This window comes from Pelomonas cellulosilytica (assembly GCF_021353265.1).
Lineage (GTDB): Bacteria > Pseudomonadota > Gammaproteobacteria > Burkholderiales > Burkholderiaceae_C > Pelomonas > Pelomonas cellulosilytica.
The window spans coordinates 615,846-633,053 of the sequence record NZ_JAJTWU010000001.1; the positions used below are offsets into that span (position 1 = coordinate 615,846).

A 17,208-nucleotide genomic window follows, 5' to 3' on the forward strand; every position below is an offset into this window, starting at 1 on the left:
AGTTCAAGCAGGCAAACAACATGCAAAGCCAAACCGCGCGTGGACGCAATGTGGTCGTCGTGGGCACCCAGTGGGGTGACGAGGGCAAGGGCAAGGTCGTCGACTGGATGACCGATCACGCGCAGGGTGTCGTGCGCTTCCAGGGCGGTCACAACGCGGGCCATACCCTGGTCATCAAGGGCGTGAAGACGGCGCTTCAGCTCATCCCCAGCGGCATCATGCGCGACGGCGTGGCCTGCTATATCGGCAACGGCGTCGTGCTGGACCCGACGCACCTGCTGACCGAGATCGAACGCCTGGAGAAAGCCGGCGTCGAGGTGCGGTCGCGCCTGTTCATCAGCGAGAGCTGCCCGCTGATCCTGCCGTTCCACGTCGCGGTCGACAAGGCGCGCGAAGCGCTGCGCGAGACCAGCGGCAGCGGCAAGATCGGCACGACTGGCAAGGGCATCGGCCCGGCCTACGAAGACAAGGTCGCGCGCCGTGCGCTGCGTGCGCAGGACCTGAAGCACCCCGATCGCTTTGCCAAGAAGCTCCGCGAGCTGCTGGACCTGCACAACTTCGCGCTGAAGGGCTACCTGAAGGGCGAGGAGCTGGCTTTCGAGCCCATCTTCGAGCAGGCCATGAAGATGGCCGAGGCGATCAAGCCGATGCTGGCCGACGTGGGCTACCTGATCCACAAAGCCCACCAGGCGGGCGCCAACATCCTCTTCGAAGGCGCACAGGGCACGCTGCTGGACATTGACCACGGCACCTACCCCTACGTGACGTCCAGCAACTGCGTGGCCGGCAATGCGGCCGCCGGGGCGGGCGTGGGCCCGCAGATGCTGCACTACATGCTGGGCATCACAAAGGCCTACACGACACGCGTCGGCTCTGGTCCCTTCCCGACCGAGCTGGACTGGGAAACTCCCGGCACCGTCGGCTATCACCTATCGACCGTCGGCCAGGAGCGCGGCACCGTCACGGGCCGCGCGCGCCGCTGCGGGTGGCTCGATGCCGCGGCGCTCAAGCGCGCCATCATCATCAACGGCATCACCGGCCTTTGCCTGACCAAGCTTGACGTGCTGGACGGCCTGTCGGAGATCAAGATGTGCGTGGGCTACCAGCTCAACGGCCAGTTGCTGGACATCCTGCCGCTGGATGCCGACGAGATCGAGGCCTGCACGCCAGTGTTCGAGACCTTCCCCGGCTGGACCGACACCACGTTCGGCGCGACGTCCTGGGACGCGCTGCCGGCCAACGCGCGTAGCTACCTCAAGCGCGTCGAGGAAGTCATTGGGGCGCCCATCGACATGGTGTCGACCGGCCCCGACCGCGAGCACACCATCGTGCTGCGCCACCCGTATTCGGCCTGAACGCATCAATCCACGGAGACCGCCCACCATGCTGACCGACGACGGCAAACACCTGTACGTGTCCTGGGATGAATACCACCTGCTCATCGAGCGGCTGGCGCTGAAGGTTCACGCCTCGGGCTGGCAATTCGACCAGATCCTGTGCCTGGCCCGCGGCGGCATGCGGCCGGGCGACGTGCTGTCGCGCGTGTTCGACAAGCCGCTGGGCATCATGTCCACCAGCTCGTACCGCGCCGAGGCCGGTACGATCCAGGGTCGGCTGGACATGGCCAAGTACATCACGATGCCCAAGGGCGAGCTGGCCGGCCGCGTGCTGCTGGTGGACGACTTGGCCGACTCCGGCGTGACGCTGAAGGCGGTGGTCGAGCGGCTGCGCGGCATGCCCGCCATCAGCGAACTGCGCTCCGCGGTCATCTGGACAAAGAAGGTGTCGGCCTACACGCCGGACTACTTCTGCGAGATGCTGGAGACGTCGCCGTGGATTCACCAGCCGTTCGAGGAGTACGACGGCATGGGGCCAGAGGCGCTGGCGAAGAAGTTCGTCGTTTAAAGCCGGAGTGTGAGTGGCACGATGCGAAGAAGCTCCGTTTGTGCCACCACTCGCCGAAGGCCCCATCGAGGGGGCATCGGCGGGGACTCGGGCACCTTCGGCAACTCCGCCGGCCAGATGCGCGGCTGCATGCGCGAATACTTCGTCGAGGCGTCGGACAAGTCGCAGGGCTTGTCCTCTGTCCTCGCCGACGTGCCCTTCGAGTTCTCCCCTGGGCACCAAAGAAAAAAGGCCGGCGCTTTCGCGTCGGCCTTCTTTGTTTTGTTTGGTGCCCAGGAGAGGACTCGAACCTCCACGGAGTTACCCGCTAGTACCTGAAACTAGTGCGTCTACCAATTCCGCCACCTGGGCAAGGTGCTCAAAACTTCCGCTGAAGTCCTGAGCCGTTTCAGGAAAACAGAGACTATATCATCAAAAACTTGAAGAACACAACAAATGCGCCTGGCGCCGATGGCGCGGGCCTGCTTGGCGAGGTCGAAGGCACGCTTCAGGGCCACCGTGACGGTCACGGCTTCCTCATTCCTGACGACGGTTCGGCCGACATCTATCTGTCTGCGCAGGAGACGCATGCCGTCATGCATGGCGACCGGCTGCGCGTACGCGTGACGCGCTTCGACAAGCGCGGCCGGCCCGAGGGCAAGGTGCTCGAGATCCTGGAGCGCAAGAAGCGGCCCCTCATCGGCCGGCTGCTGCTGGAGTCCGGGGTCTGGCTCGTTGCGCCCGAAGACCGGCGCATGGGGCAGGACATCCTCATTCCAAAGAACGGCATCGCGAATGCGACCGCGGGCCAGGTCGTCGCTGTCGAGCTGACGGAGCCGCCATCGCTGTACTCGCAGCCGGTGGGGCGCGTCGTCGAGGTGCTGGGCGAGATCGACGACCCTGGCATGGAGATCGAGATCGCCGTGCGCAAGTACGACGTGCCGCACCGCTTCAGCCCCGAGACGCTGGCGCAGAGTGCCAAGCTTCCGGAGAAGTTGCGCGCCGCCGACCTGAAGCACCGCGTCGACCTGCGCGACGTGCCGCTGGTCACCATCGACGGCGAGGATGCGCGCGACTTCGACGACGCCGTCTACTGCGAGCCGTTCAAGCAGGGTCGCGGCAAGAAGGCCGTCGAGGGCTGGCGGCTGCTGGTCGCCATCGCCGACGTGTCGCACTACGTCAAGCCCGGCGAGCCGCTGGACGCCGATGCGTACGAGCGCGCGACGTCCGTCTACTTCCCGCGCCGCGTCATCCCGATGCTGCCGGAGAAGCTGTCCAACGGCCTGTGCTCGCTGAACCCCTACGAGGACCGGCTGAGCATGGTCTGCGACATGGTGGTGTCGAGTGACGGCAACGTCACGGCCTACCAGTTCTATCCGGCCGTCATCTGCTCGCACGCGCGCTTCACGTACACCGAGGTGGCGGCCGTCCTCGGCAACACGCATGGGCCAGAGGCGGCCAAGCGCCGCGAGCTCGTGCCGCACCTGCTGCACCTGCACGAGGTCTACCGCGCGCTGCTGGCCGAGCGCAGCCGCCGCGGCGCCGTGGACTTCGAGACGACGGAGACGCAGATCGTCTGCGACGACAACGGTCGCATCGAGAAGATCGTGCCGCGCGTGCGAAACGAGGCCCACCGCCTCATCGAGGAGGCCATGCTTGCGGCCAATGTCTGCGCGGCCGACTTCATCCAGACCAACAAGCACGCGTCGCTGTACCGTGTCCATGAAGGTCCGACACCCGAGAAGCGCCAGACGCTGCAGAACTACCTGCGCTCTCTGGGCATAGGCATGGGCATCTCGGACGACCCGGCGCCGCGCGAATTCCAGCAACTGGCCGAGGCCACGAAGGATCGGGCCGACGCCCAGCAGATCCACCAGATGCTGCTGCGCTCGATGCAGCAGGCCATCTACACCGGCGCCAATGCCGGCCATTTCGGCTTGGCCTATCCAGCGTACACACACTTCACGAGCCCCATTCGCCGCTACCCGGACCTGCTCGTCCACCGCGTCATCAAGGCGTTGCTTGGCAGCAAGCGCTACACGCTCGACGCCTCGAAGATGGATGTGCCGCAGGCGCCCAAGCGGCCGGGTCGTGCGGCGCCGCCCAACCCGGCGGAAGCCCGCAACGAGGCCGAGCGCTGGGAAGTCGTCGGTGCGCATTGCAGCGCCAACGAGCGCCGTGCCGACGAGGCCAGTCGTGATGTCGAAGCGTGGCTGAAGTGCCGCTACATGCGCGACCGCCTCGGCGAGGAGTTCGCCGGCACGGTCAGCGCGGTCACGTCGTTCGGCCTGTTCGTGCAGCTCGATGCGCTCTACGTCGAAGGCCTTGTGCACATCACCGAACTGGGCGGCGAGTACTACCGCTTCGACGAGGTGCGGCAGGAGCTGCGCGGCGAGCGCACCGGCATCCGCTACGCGACCGGCGCCCGTGTGCAGGTGCAGGTCAGCCGCGTGGACCTGGATGGTCGGCGTATCGACTTCCGGCTCGTGCGCGACGCGGACGAAACGCGGCCCGCGCCGCGCGGTGCGCCAGCCAAGGCTACCGGCAAGTCGCCGGCCAAGAAGCGTGCGCCTCGCACGGCCGTCGAGAAGCTCGATGAAGTGCGCCAGACGGACCGCGACGTGAAGCAGAGCCGCAAGGCGGCCGTCGCAAGCCTGCACCCCGTCAAGGCCGCGCAACAGGCGGCCAAGCGGGCGGCAAAGAAGTCGTCAACGAAGTCTGCCCCGCGCAAGCGCCGCTGAGCGGCGCTGTTCAGGGCGCGGCGAGGCGCTCGACGAGGTCGCCCGCGCGCAGCACGCCGGGCACCTCGCCGGCGCGACCGTGTGCATCCACGCCAGCGCAGGCGACTGCATGTGCCGCGGCGTCGGGTTGCTGTGCCCACAGCCCCCCCAGCCAGCCGGCCAGCACGTCGCCGCTGCCTGCGGTGGCGAGCGCCGCGCTGCCGCTCGCGCAGACGGCCGGCCGAGCGCCGGGTGATGCAACGACGCTGCCCGAGCCCTTCAGCGCGACGGTGGCGTTCAGCCGGGTCGCCAGCGCTTGCGCTGCCGCGAGGCGGTCGGCCTGCACATGGGCCACGTCGACGGCCAGCAGCCGGGCTGCTTCGAGCGGATGCGGTGTCAGCAACGTGGACCCGGTTCGACGCGAGCGGAGCGCGTCCTGCATGACCGCATCAGCAGCGATGGCGTTCAGCGCGTCCGCATCGAGCACTAGTCGCGGCAGTTGTCGAATCAGGGCCGAGAGGTGTTGTGCGATGCGGGTGCCCGCGCCGCAGCCCACGACGCCGACCGCCTGCGGTACGTCGTCGAGCCGGCCACGCATCAGCTCCGGTCGTGTCGTGTCGGCTGCCTCGTTCGGCGACTGATCCAGCAAATCGACGTAGACGCGGCCGGCGCCGCAGGCCAGCGCAGCCCGGGCGGCCAGGCGGGCTGCGCCCTGCATGCCGGGTGCGCCGCCGATGACCAGCACCTTCCCGTGGCTGCCCTTGTGGCTGGTCGCGCCGCGCTCGGGGCGCCCGGCAGGCCCGAGCAGGTCGGCCGTGGCGGGCTCGTCGGGGGTGATGCCCAGGTCGTCGAACCAGATGCGCCCGCTGTAGGCGCGGCCTTCGCCGGTGAACAGGCCCGGTTTCAGCGTCAGCAGCGTCAGCGTGTGGTCGGCGCGAACGGCGAGGCGGCCTGCGGGTTGTCCGGTGTCGGCGAGCAGGCCGCTGGGCAGGTCCACCGCGAGGATGGGTGCGCCACACGCCTGCAGAGCCGTGATCGTGGCGAGCAGCGCGTCCGACGGCGCGCGGTTCAAGCCGAGGCCCAGCAGCGCGTCGACCACGAGGGCAGGGCGGTGTGGTGCCGTCAGGCCCACGTGCACCGGCACGCCGGCTTCCGCGAGCCGCCGGGCGGCAACATGGCCGTCGCCGCCATTGTTGCCCGGCCCGCAGGCCAGCCACACGGGCCCGTCGCCGCGCCGCAGCGCCAGCGCCAGCTTGGCCACCGCAAGGCCGGCGCGTTCCATCAGATCGGGGGCGTGGGTGAGTGCGCGGGTCTCGATGCGCCGGCTGGCGGCAACGTCGTGCAGCGGCAGCGTTGAGCGGGTGGGCAGCAGGTCGTGCATGCCCTCGAGCTTAGGCCAGACGCTGTGGGCCGAGGGCGGTGATGTCCAGTGCCGGTGTCTCCCCGGCGATCAGCTGGGCCAGCACCTGGGCGGCGCCGCAGGCTGCGCCCCAGCCCTGGCCGCCGGGCGACAGGTTCAGCCACAGCCCCGGCTGCCCGCCGTGGCCCAGCAGCGGCAGGCCGTCGGCAGTGACCGCACGCCGGCTCTTGCCCTGCTGTACCTGCTGGTGCAGCACCGAGCCCGGGAACCAGTGCTGCAGGCCGCGGTGCAGGTTCTCGAAGTCGGGTTGGTGCTTCTCGCGGGCGCCGGTGATGGCCAGGCCGCCTGTGATGCGCACGCGCTGACCGGTCCGGGCGATCGCAAGCCCGCGGGCCGGGTCCAGCCAGCCGGCCCGTGGGCCGAGGTCCGGATAGGCCTCGAGCAGGCGCAGCGGCGCCGTCACCGACGCTTCGTGTTGCGCCGCCAGCGGCAGGCGCTGGCCGAGCAGCGTAGCGGCGCCAATGCCGTTGCACAGCACGATGGCGTCGAAGCGTTCATCCCGCGGGCCCGGCGGTGGTGCCGCGGCGCCGGCTGCTTCGGGGTCGAGGAAGCGGGTCGTCGGTGGTTCCGCCGGAGGCATGTATTCGTGGCGCAGCGTCCAGGCGTTGCCATGCGCCGCCACGCCCTTGGCGACCGTGTGGAACTGGAACCTTACGCCCAGGCGCTGCGCCCGGTTCCGCAGCTGCTGCGCGAACAGGCGCGCATTGCCGGTGCCGCCTTGCACCGCCAGGGCACCGGCCAGCGCGGCCTCGGCATTCAGGCCGGGCTCGCGGCGTCGGGCTTGGTCGGCATCCAGCAGGGCGACCGCCAAACCCAGCGATTTCCAGTCTTCCAGCCGCGCTTCGGCCGCGGCCAGACGCTTGGCGTCACTGAGCGCGATCAGCAGTCCGTCGGTCGACTCGTCGTCCACGCCGAGGCCTTGCCTCAGCGCGGCCGTGCGTTCCAGGCCCAGCTGACTCAGCGCCACGAGCGCCGGAACTGCGGCCGTGGCCCGGCGGCTGGCCCGCCAGCGGCGCCAGCGCCAGGCCAGCGGCGCTGGCGTGGCGGCTTCAGTGAGATGAGGCACGAAGGGAGCGAGCATCGCGCTGCTGGCGAAGCTCGCCTGCCCGGCAATGCTGCCGCCGCGCTCGAAGACCTGCACCCGGCAGCCGATCGTGGCCAGTTCGTAGGCGGTCGTCACGCCGGCAAGGCCGGCGCCGATCACCGCGACGCTGCGGCTCACCGGCCCACCTGCCGGACGGTCTCAAACAGGAAGTCGGCGGCCGCGGGTGCGCGGCGTCGGCTGGGGTGGGCCATGGGTTGTGTATACTCTGCGGGTTTTGCCGGAGGCCGGTCGCTTGTGACGGGCTTGAAGGCAGAACGGTTGTGAGGAGTGGGGCCGCGTCGCGGCGCCGCACGTTGCAACCAAATCGCAAACCGGCCACACAAAGGTGTTGCGGCTTGCGGCCTCATGGAACGGCTGTTCCAGGGCTGCAACGCAATTCTGGCCGGATTTTAGACCCAACCTTCGGAGAAGACCCATGTCTGTCACGATGCGCGAGATGCTGGAAGCCGGCGTCCATTTCGGCCACCAAACCCGCTTCTGGAATCCCAAGATGGCCCCGTATATCTACGGCCATCGCAACAAGATCCACATCATCAACCTCGAGAAGACGCTGCCCGCGTTTAACGAGGCCACGAAGTTCATCCGCCAGCTGGCGGCCAAGCGCGGCACGATCCTGATGATCGGCACGAAGCGCCAGGCCCGCGAGGTCATCGCCTCGGAAGCCCAGCGCGCCGGCATGCCCTACGTCGATTCCCGCTGGCTCGGCGGCATGCTGACGAACTTCAAGACCGTCAAGGGTTCGCTGAAGAACCTGAAGGACATGCAGGCCCAGGTCGAGGCTGGCACCCAGCCCGCGATCAAGAAGGAAGCCCTGCTGTTCCAGCGCGAGATCGCCAAGCTCGAGAAGAACATCGGCGGCATCCAGGACATGACCGCGCTGCCTGACGCGCTGTTCGTCATCGACGTTGGCTATCACAAGATCGCCGTCGCCGAAGCCAAGAAGCTGGGCATTCCCGTCATCGGCGTGGTCGACACGAACCACTCGCCCATCGGCATCGACTACGTCATTCCCGGCAACGACGACTCGGCAAAGGCCGTGGCGCTGTACGCCCGCGCTGTCGCTGATGCCGTGCTGGAAGGCAAGGCCAACGCCACGAACGAAGTGCTGGCTGCGGTGGCTCCCGCCGGCGACGAGTTCGTCGAGGTTTCCGAAGAGGCGTAAGCCCTTTCGACCCTGCATCTGAAAGGGGCCGCGAGGCCCCTTTTGCCAACCGAAATCTGGAGAGAACAATGGCTGCAATCACTGCAAGCATGGTGGGCGAACTGCGCGCCCGCACCGACGCCCCGATGATGGAGTGCAAGAAGGCGCTGACCGAGGCTGACGGCGACCTGGGCCGCGCGGAAGAGATCCTGCGCGTCAAGCTGGGCAACAAGGCCGGCAAGGCCGCCTCGCGCATCACGGCCGAAGGCGTTGTGTCGTCCGCCGTCGTGGGTGGCAACGGTGCGCTGATCGAAGTCAACTGCGAGACCGACTTCGTCTCCAAGAACGACGCCTTCCTGGCCTTCGTCAGCGCGCTGGCCGGCCTGGTGGCCGAGCACAACCCGGCCGACGTGGCCGCGCTGTCCGCACTGCCGCTGTCGCAGGAAGGCTTCGGCCCGACGGTGGAAGACGTGCGCAAGGGCCTGATCGGCAAGATCGGCGAGAACATGACGATCCGCCGCTTCCAGCGCTACGCTGGCAGCAAGCTGGCCACCTACCTGCACGGCACCCGCATTGGCGTGGTCGTCGAGTTCGAAGGTGATGACGTCGCTGCCAAGGACGTCGCCATGCACATTGCCGCTATGAAGCCGGCCGCGCTGTCCAGCGCCGACGTGCCGGCCGAGCTGGTCGAGAAGGAGCGCAAGATCGCCACCGAGAAGGCGGCCGAATCCGGCAAGCCGGCCGACATCGTCGCCAAGATGGTGGAAGGCTCGGTGCAGAAGTTCCTGAAGGAAGTCTCGCTGCTGGACCAGGTCTTCGTGAAGGCTGCCGACGGCAAGCAGACCGTGGGCGCCCACCTGAAGGCCGCCAACACGACGGTCAAGGGCTTCACGCTCTATGTCGTCGGTGAAGGGATCGAGAAGAAGGTCGACGACTTTGCCGCTGAGGTGGCCGCCCAGGTGGCGGCTGCAAAAGGTCAGTAAAGACCGTTGCAAACCAGAAGGGCGCCAAGTTGGCGCCCTTTAAACTTCCGGCCCAACATCGGCCCCCGAATTCTGAGGACACCATGCCCGCGTACAAACGCATCCTGCTCAAACTCTCCGGTGAAGCCCTGATGGGCGACGACGCTTACGGCATCAACCGCGCCACCATCGTGCGTATGGTGCAGGAGGTCCGTGAGGTGACGCAGATGGGCGTGGAGGTCGCGGTCGTCATCGGCGGCGGCAACATCTTCCGCGGCGTGGCCGGCGGCTCCGTCGGCATGGACCGCGCGACCGCCGACTACATGGGCATGCTGGCCACGGTGATGAACTCGTTGGCCCTGGCCGACACGATGCGCCAGGAGGGCATGACGGCACGCGTGATGTCCGCCATCGCCATCGAGCAGGTGGTCGAGCCCTATGTGCGTCCCAAGGCACTGCAGTACCTGGAAGAGGGCAAGGTCGTCGTCTTCGCAGCCGGCACCGGCAACCCGTTCTTCACGACCGACACGGCCGCTGCGCTGCGCGGTGCCGAGATCGGCGCCGAGATCGTGCTGAAGGCCACCAAGGTGGACGGCGTCTACACGGCCGACCCCAAGAAGAACCCCGACGCGACGCGCTACCAGAGCATCAGCTTCGACGAGGCCATCTCCAAGAACCTCCAGGTGATGGATGGTGCCGCGTTCGCGCTGTGCCGCGACCAGAAGCTGCCGATCAAGGTCTTCAGCATCTTCAAGTCCGGCGCGCTGAAGCGCGTCGTGCAGGGCGAGGACGAGGGCACGCTGGTCCACGTCTGACAGTCAGTCAAAGTCAGTTGGGGACAGAGCCACTCGCTGACGCTCGGGCGCTCTGTCCCGCAAGGAAATCGAAATGAGCACTGCCGACATCAAGAAGAATGCTGAAAGCCGGATGGCCAAGTCCGTCGAGGCGCTGAAGAACGAGCTGCACAAGATCCGTACCGGCCGCGCCCATCCGGGCATCCTGGACCAAGTGCATGTCGACTACTACGGTTCCATGGTGCCCATCAGCCAGGTGGCCAACGTCAGCCTGCTGGATGCGCGCACCATCTCCGTCCAGCCCTGGGAAAAGGGCATGGGCGCCAAGATCGAGAAGGCCATCCGCGAGAGCGACCTGGGCCTGAACCCGTCGTCGCAGGGCGACCTGATCCGCGTGCCGATGCCGCCGCTGACGGAAGAGCGGCGCAAGGAACTGACCAAGGTCGTGCGCAACGTCGGCGAGGACGCCAAAGTGGCCGTGCGCAACCTGCGCCGTGATGCCAACGAGCAGGCCAAGAAGCTGCTGAAGGACAAGGAGATCGGCGAGGACGACGAGCGCCGGAGCCTTGACGAGGTGCAGAAGCTCACCGACCGCGTCATCGCCGAGATCGACAAGCTCGTCTCGGCCAAGGAAACCGAGATCCTCGCGGTTTGAGCGCGGTCCCCATCGTGGCGCAAGACCGCCTGGTGCCGCCGCGCCATGTCGCCATCGTCATGGACGGCAACGGTCGCTGGGCCAAGAAGCGTTTCCTGCCGCGCTTCTTCGGCCACAAGGCGGGCGTGGACGCTCTCGTCAAGATCGTCCAGGCCTGCATCGACCGCGGCATCGAGCACCTGACGGTCTTTGCCTTCTCCAGCGAGAACTGGAAGCGTCCGAGCGATGAGGTGTCTGGCCTGATGGGCCTGGTGCTAGCGGCGGTGAGCCGCTACCTCGCGAAGATGGGCGCCATGGGCGTGCGCATCCGCATCGTCGGGGACCGTGACGCGGTCTCCGACAAGCTGCGCGCGGCGTGGAACGAGGCCGAGTCCAGCACCGCCCATAACAGCAAGCTGACGCTCAACGTCGCCTTCAACTACGGTGGCCGCTGGGACATCGTGCAGGCGACCCGCAAGGCCATCGCCGCCGGCGTACCGGCCGAGGAACTGACCGAGGCCAAACTGTCCGAGTTCATGGCCATGGCCCATGCGCCCGACCCTGACCTCTTCATCCGCACGGGCGGCGAGGTGCGCATCAGCAATTTCCTGCTCTGGCAGGTGGCCTACACCGAGTTCTTCTTCTCGGACTGCCTCTGGCCCGAGTTCGACGAGCACGAGCTGGACGCAGCGATTGCCGCCTTCCACGAGCGCGACCGCCGTTTTGGCGGCGTCAAGGAAACGACCGCCTGACGCGGCAAAAGGGGCCCTCATGCTCAAGACCCGCGTCATCACCGCCGTCGTGCTGCTGGCCGTCCTGCTGCCGGTGCTGTTCCAGGCCTCGCCCTGGCCGTTTGCCTGGGTCACCGTGCTGATGATGGGCGCGGCCGGCTGGGAATGGTCCCGGCTCAACGGCCTGCCGGGCACCGGCGCGATCGCAGCCGGCGTCGCGCTGGCGCTGGCCTGTGTCTGGACGCTCGTGCTCGGCGGCCTCCATGCGCCACCCGCCGCCCTATGGTGGCTGGCCACGGGCGTCTGGGTGCTGGGTGGTGCATATGCGCTGAAGGTCGGTCCCGCCGGGTGGCCGCAGCTGGCCCGTGGCGGGCGCCTCGCGCTCGGCGCGCTGTTGCTTTGGGGCGCGTGGCTGGCCATCGTGCAGGCCAAGGTCCACGGCATCAACTTCATCCTGTCGGTGTTCTGCCTCGTCTGGATGGCCGACATCGCCGCCTACTTCGGGGGCCGTGCGTTCGGCCGACGCAAGCTCGCACCGGCCATCAGCCCCGGCAAGAGCTGGGAAGGCGTGTGGAGCGGCCAGCTCGGCGTGCTGCTGCTGGGCTTCTTATGGGTGCACGTGATCGACGTGAGCTTCGGCGTGGACTCGCCCAGCGTCTTCACGCTGCTGGTGCAGCGTCATGGCATCGTCTCTCTGCTGGCGGTCGTGTTCCTGGCGGCGATGAGCGTCGTCGGCGATCTGTTCGAATCCCTGGTCAAGCGGGCCGTCGGTGCCAAGGACAGCAGTCACCTGCTGCCTGGCCATGGCGGCGTGCTGGACCGCATCGACGCGCTGCTGCCGGTGTTCCCGCTGGCGCTGGCGCTGATCTCGCTATGAGCCCCGCACGATCGCCCGAAGGGGCGCAACTGCCGCTTGGCGGCACAGCGCGAAGCGCGAAGGATGCACCATTGCACCGTCAACGCGTCTGCGTCCTCGGCTCGACCGGCTCCATCGGCGTCAACACGCTGGACGTTCTCTCGCGCCATCCAGAGCGTTATGAGGTAGTCGCGCTCAGCGCGATGAGCCGCGTCGACGACCTGCTGGCCCAGTGCCTGCAATGGAAGCCGCTCTTTGCCGTCATGCCCGGGCAGGAGCCCGCCGCTCGGCTGCGTGAGCGCCTGCGCGAAGCGGGCTGCCGCACGCAGGTGCTCGACGGTGCCGACAAGCTCGCCGACATCGCTGCTCACCCGGACGTCGACACCGTGATGGCCGCCATCGTCGGCGCCGCCGGCTTGGCGCCGGCCATCGCTGCCGCCCGCGCCGGCAAGCGCCTGCTGCTGGCCAACAAGGAAGCCATTGTTGTCGGCGGCGCCTTGTTCATGCAGGCGGTGGCGGAGGGTGGCGCGACGCTGCTGCCCATCGACAGCGAGCACTCGGCCATCTTCCAGTGCCTGCCGGAAGACCGCGCCACCTGGCACGACCGCATCGATCACATCGTGCTGACGGCGTCCGGCGGCCCCTTTCGCAGCCGCGACCCGGCGACGCTCGCCGACGTGACGCCCGACCAGGCGTGCGCCCATCCGAACTGGGTCATGGGCCGCAAGATCTCGGTGGACTCGGCGACGATGATGAACAAGGCGCTCGAGGTCATCGAGGCACGCTGGCTGTTCAACCTCGCGCCCGAGCAGATCCGCGTGCTGATCCACCCGCAGAGCATCATCCATTCGATGGTGGTCTGCCGCGATCAGTCGGTGCTGGCGCAACTGGGTACGCCGGACATGCGCGTGCCGATCGCCTACGGCCTGTCCTTCCCCGAGCGCATCACGTCCGGTGCGAGCCGCCTGGACCTGATGACGACGCCCAGCCTCAGCTTCGAGGAGGCCGACGCGACGCGCTTCCCGGGCCTGCACCTGTCCTGGCAGGCGCTGCGCGCGCCCGAGGGCAGCACGACGGTGTTGAACGCGGCCAACGAAGTGGCCGTCGACGCCTTCCTGCAAGGTCGACTGCGCTTCGATCGCATTCACGCGGTCAACTCGCAGTGCCTGGCCGACGTTCAGCCGGGCGACTGCAGCAGCATCGAGGCGTTGCTGGCGCTGGATGCCCAAGCGCGCAGCGCCGCGCAACGACGGGTTCAGGCGTGGATCTGATTCAAAAGGCCTTCTGGTTCCTGGTCGCAATCGCGATCCTCGTGCCCATTCACGAATGGGGCCATTTCCGTGTCGCCCGGGCCTGTGGCGTCAAGGTGTTTCGCTTCTCTATCGGCTTCGGTCGTGTGCTGTGGCGGCGGCTCGGACGCGACGGCACCGAATACACCCTCTGCTCGCTGCCGCTCGGCGGCTACGTGCGCATGCTCGGCATGGGCCCGGAGCCGGTGGCGCCGCACGAGCAGGCGCAGGCCTTCCGCTACAAGCCGCTGCGCCAGCGTGCGGCCATCGTGGCTGCGGGCCCGGTGGCCAACTGGGTGCTCGCCGTCGCGCTGTTCGCGGCGGTAGCCTGGATCGGCAGCGAGCAGCCTAAGGCGCTGCTCGGCACGCCGCCGGCGGGGTCGCTCGCCGACAGCGCCGGCTTGCGCGCCGGCGACTGGGTGCGCGCCGTGTCGGGCGATGGCCAGCAGTGGGACGACGTCGACTCGCTGGCCGACCTGCAATCCGCCGTGCTGCGGGCGCAGGCGCTGGGCGAGCCGCTGCAGCTGTCGGTCACCGATGTGCAGGGCCATGGCTCGCGGAGCGTCGCACTGGATACGAACCGCCTCGCCGGTCGTTCGCCGGACGCGCAGCTGTCCCGCGATATCGGCCTGCTGCCCTTGCTGCAACCGGTGGTCGACGTCGTCGCGGCCGGCAGTGCCGGTGAAGCGGCAGGCCTGCGCAGCGGGGATCGGGTGCTGGCGGTGGACGGTCGCGCCGTGTCGGACTTCGGCCTGCTGCGCCAGATCATCCGGGCTAGCGGTGGCGCTAATGGGCCGGCCACGCTGTCGTTGCGCGTCGAGCGCGCGGGCCAGATCGTGGAGTTGCAAGCGACGCCAGCGTGGGTCGACGAAGGCGGGCAGCACGTCGGCCAATTGGGCGTGAGGCCCGTCGCGACATTGGAGTCGACCGTGGTCAGCTACGGCTTCGTCGACGGCCTGCAGCGTGGTGCCCTGCAGAGCTGGGACCTGGCCGCCACGACGGTGCGGCTGCTGGGCCGTATGCTGGTGGGAGAGGCCTCCGTCAAGAACCTCAGCGGCCCACTGAGCATTGCCGACTACGCCGGGAAGTCCGCTCAGGCGGGCCTCGTGCCGTTCCTCGATTTCCTCGGCAAGGTTTCGCTCAGCCTGGCAGTGCTGAACCTGCTGCCGCTGCCGATGCTCGATGGCGGACACCTCATGTATTATCTTTTCGAGGGTCTGAGCGGTCGCCCGATCTCCGAATGGTGGCAACTGCAACTGCAGCGCGTCGGCATCCTGATCCTGATGCTGATGATGGCCTTGGCCCTTTCCAACGACGTCAGCCGCTTCGCGGGCTGGCATTGAAACTCCCCGGTCCCATGTCCTTTTCTTTCCGCTCGGGAGCCTCGCTGCGCCCCTCACTCCTGGCTTTGGCTCTCGCGGGGATCTTCCAATCGGGAGCTGCCTGGGCCGTCGATCCCTTCGTGCTGAAGGACATCCGCGTCGAAGGCCTGCAGCGCACCGACCCGGGTACCGTCTTCGCGTCGCTGCCGTTCCGCATCGGCGACACCTACAACGACGAGAAGGGCGCCGCCGCGTTGCGCGCGCTGTTCGCGACCGGCCTGTTCAAGGACGTGCGCATCAGCATTGATGGTGATGCCGTCGTCGTCATCATCGACGAGCGTCCCATCATCGCCAACGTGAACTTCGTCGGCCTGAAGGAGTTCGACACCGAGGCGCTGTCCAAGTCGCTGAAGGACGTCGGCATCGGCGAAGGCAAGCCCTTCGACAAGGCGCTGGCCGACCGCGCCGAGCAGGAACTCAAGCGCCAGTACCTGACGCGCAGCCTGTACGGCGCCGAGGTCACGACGACGATCACGCCGATTGAGCGCAACCGTGTCAACGTCAGCTTCAACGTCACCGAGGGCGAGCCGGCCAAGATCGCCGAGATCCGCATCCTCGGGTCCAAGGTGTTCTCCGAAAGCACGCTGATGGGCCTGCTGGAGCAGACGACGACCGGCTGGCTGACCTGGTACACCAAGACCGACCGCTACTCGCGCGCCAAGCTCAACGCCGACCTCGAGACTATCCGCAGCTACTACCTCAACCGCGGCTATCTCGAGTTCAACGTCACGTCCACGCAGGTGACGATCTCGCCGGACAAGCAGAGCATCAGCATCGCCATCACTGTCAGCGAAGGCCAGCCCTACACGGTCACTGGCATCAAGCTCGAGGGCGACTACCTGGGCCGTGAGGAGGACTTCAAGCACCTCGTCATGCTCAAGCCCGGCCAGGCCTACAACGGCGAGACGGTCGCGAACACGACGCGCGCGTTCACCGACCTGTTCGGCACCTATGGCTATGCGTTCGCGCGCGTGGACAGTAAGCCCGAGATCGACCGCGCCACAGGTCAGGTCGTCGTGACCTTCGTGGCCGAGCCGCAGCGCCGAGTTTATGTGCGCAAGGTCATCATTTCCGGCAACTCGCGCACGCGTGACGAAGTCATCCGCCGCGAGTTCCGCCAATTCGAATCCGCCTGGTACGACGGCCAGAAGATCAAGGCCTCGCGCGACCGCGTCGAAAGGCTGGGCTACTTCAAGGACAAGGAAGTCTCGATCGACACGCAGGAGGTGCCGGGCGCGCAGGACCAGGTCGACGTGATCCTTACCGTCGTCGAGCGGCCCACTGGTGCCATCAGCGTCGGTGCCGGCTACTCCAGTCAGACCAAGCTGTCCTTCACCGGCTCCATCCGCCAGGACAACGTGTTCGGCTCGGGCAACTACCTCGGCATCGACATTGCCACGGCAAGCACCGGCCGACAGCTGCAGATCAGCACGGTCGATCCGTACTTCACCGTGGACGGCGTCTCCCGCGCGATTGACGCCTTCTACCGCACCACCCGCCCGATCAATACGCTGGGTGAGGAGTACCAGTACGTCACCAAGGGCGGTGCGCTGCGCTTCGGCGTGCCGTTCTCGGAGCTCGACACCGTGTTCTTCGGCATCGGCTACGAACAGACCGACATCACGACGTCGCGTGGCCTGCCCAACAGCTACCTGCTCTACGTGAACCAGTTCGGCCAGCGCAGCAAGGCCGTGCCGCTGACGATCGGCTGGCAGCGCGACAGCCGCGACAGCGTCATCACGCCGATGAAGGGTCGCTACTCGCGCGTCAACGTCGAAGCCAGCGCGATCGGCGATGCCCGCTTCGCCCGGCTGAACCTGCAGTACCAGGAGTACTTCGAGATCACGAACAAGATCACGCTCGGCCTCAACAGCGAGCTGGGCTGGGGCGTGGGACTGGGTGGCCGCCCGTACCCGGTGTTCAAGAACTTCTACGGCGGCGGCCTCGGTTCGGTGCGGGTGTTCGAGGCGGGTTCGCTGGGCCCGGTCGACAACACCGGCTCCTACAGCGGCGGCAACCGGCGCTTCAACCTGAATGCCGAGCTCTACCTGCCGGTCCCCGGCAGCGGTAACGACAAGAGCTTCCGCATCTTCGGTTTCGCCGATGCCGGCAACGTGTGGGGCACGCACGAGAAGCTGACCTTCAACAGCGTGCGCTCGTCGGCTGGTATCGGCCTGTCGTGGATCTCGCCGATGGGTCCATTGCGCCTGAGCTATGGCAAACCTATCAGCAAGCAACGCACGGATAGAATCGAAAAATTCCAATTCCAGATCGGGACTGCATTCTGATG

General features: G+C 67.4%; 14 protein-coding genes and 1 tRNA gene. 12 read left to right on the top strand and 3 right to left on the bottom strand.

What is annotated here, in order from left to right:
* The first annotated feature begins 20 nt into the window (after positions 1 to 20).
* Positions 21 to 1,355, top strand: a complete 1,335-nt coding sequence (locus LXT13_RS02630) for an adenylosuccinate synthase (RefSeq protein WP_233370046.1) — start codon at positions 21 to 23, stop codon at positions 1,353 to 1,355.
* Between the two features lie 28 nt (positions 1,356 to 1,383).
* Positions 1,384 to 1,905: a phosphoribosyltransferase gene (locus LXT13_RS02635; RefSeq protein WP_233370047.1), complete on the top strand. Its 522-nt coding sequence runs from the start codon at positions 1,384 to 1,386 to the stop codon at positions 1,903 to 1,905.
* Between the two features lie 266 nt (positions 1,906 to 2,171).
* Here LXT13_RS02635 and LXT13_RS02640 read toward each other — a convergent pair.
* Positions 2,172 to 2,256 (bottom strand) — tRNA-Leu (locus LXT13_RS02640).
* Positions 2,257 to 2,324: 68 nt separating this feature from the next.
* On the opposite strand from LXT13_RS02640, the gene rnr reads away from it, so the two are divergent.
* Positions 2,325 to 4,625: a ribonuclease R gene (rnr, locus tag LXT13_RS02645; RefSeq protein WP_233370048.1), complete on the top strand. Its 2,301-nt coding sequence runs from the start codon at positions 2,325 to 2,327 to the stop codon at positions 4,623 to 4,625.
* Between the two features lie 10 nt (positions 4,626 to 4,635).
* Here the strand turns inward: rnr and LXT13_RS02650 are convergent, their stop codons facing one another.
* On the bottom strand, positions 4,636 to 5,985 hold the full coding sequence (locus LXT13_RS02650; RefSeq protein WP_233370049.1) for an NAD(P)H-hydrate dehydratase: 1,350 nt from the start codon (positions 5,983 to 5,985) through the stop codon (positions 4,636 to 4,638).
* Between the two features lie 10 nt (positions 5,986 to 5,995).
* A complete protein-coding gene (locus LXT13_RS02655) occupies positions 5,996 to 7,246 on the bottom strand; it encodes an NAD(P)/FAD-dependent oxidoreductase (RefSeq protein WP_233370050.1) in 1,251 nt (416 codons plus the stop codon).
* A 298-nt stretch (positions 7,247 to 7,544) separates the two neighbouring features.
* Here LXT13_RS02655 and rpsB point away from each other — a divergent pair, with 298 nt between their 5' ends.
* The 9 genes from rpsB to bamA all read left to right on the top strand — a co-directional run bounded on the left by rpsB (position 7,545) and on the right by bamA (position 17,206).
* Positions 7,545 to 8,291, top strand: a complete 747-nt coding sequence (rpsB, locus tag LXT13_RS02660; RefSeq protein WP_233370051.1) for a 30S ribosomal protein S2 — start codon at positions 7,545 to 7,547, stop codon at positions 8,289 to 8,291.
* A 68-nt stretch (positions 8,292 to 8,359) separates the two neighbouring features.
* On the top strand, positions 8,360 to 9,253 hold the full coding sequence (gene tsf, locus LXT13_RS02665) for a translation elongation factor Ts (protein WP_233370052.1): 894 nt from the start codon (positions 8,360 to 8,362) through the stop codon (positions 9,251 to 9,253).
* An 83-nt stretch (positions 9,254 to 9,336) separates the two neighbouring features.
* Positions 9,337 to 10,047 (top strand): UMP kinase, encoded by a 711-nt coding sequence (gene pyrH, locus LXT13_RS02670; protein ID WP_233370053.1) that lies wholly within the window; start codon positions 9,337 to 9,339, stop codon positions 10,045 to 10,047.
* 73 nt (positions 10,048 to 10,120) lie between these two features.
* A complete protein-coding gene (frr, locus tag LXT13_RS02675; RefSeq protein WP_233370054.1) occupies positions 10,121 to 10,681 on the top strand; it encodes a ribosome recycling factor in 561 nt (186 codons plus the stop codon).
* On the top strand, positions 10,678 to 11,412 hold the full coding sequence (uppS, locus tag LXT13_RS02680) for a polyprenyl diphosphate synthase (RefSeq protein WP_255719203.1): 735 nt from the start codon (positions 10,678 to 10,680) through the stop codon (positions 11,410 to 11,412). Before frr ends, uppS begins: the two co-directional genes overlap by 4 nt.
* Before the next feature lie 19 nt (positions 11,413 to 11,431).
* On the top strand, positions 11,432 to 12,268 hold the full coding sequence (locus LXT13_RS02685) for a phosphatidate cytidylyltransferase (protein ID WP_233370055.1): 837 nt from the start codon (positions 11,432 to 11,434) through the stop codon (positions 12,266 to 12,268).
* A gap of 71 nt (positions 12,269 to 12,339) precedes the next feature.
* Entirely contained in the window at positions 12,340 to 13,518 is a 1,179-nt protein-coding gene (ispC, locus tag LXT13_RS02690; RefSeq protein ID WP_233370056.1) for a 1-deoxy-D-xylulose-5-phosphate reductoisomerase, read from the top strand.
* On the top strand, positions 13,509 to 14,879 hold the full coding sequence (rseP, locus tag LXT13_RS02695; protein WP_233370057.1) for an RIP metalloprotease RseP: 1,371 nt from the start codon (positions 13,509 to 13,511) through the stop codon (positions 14,877 to 14,879). Before ispC ends, rseP begins: the two co-directional genes overlap by 10 nt.
* A 14-nt stretch (positions 14,880 to 14,893) precedes the next feature.
* Positions 14,894 to 17,206, top strand: a complete 2,313-nt coding sequence (bamA, locus tag LXT13_RS02700; protein WP_233370058.1) for an outer membrane protein assembly factor BamA — start codon at positions 14,894 to 14,896, stop codon at positions 17,204 to 17,206.
* Positions 17,207 to 17,208: the final 2 nt, after the last annotated feature.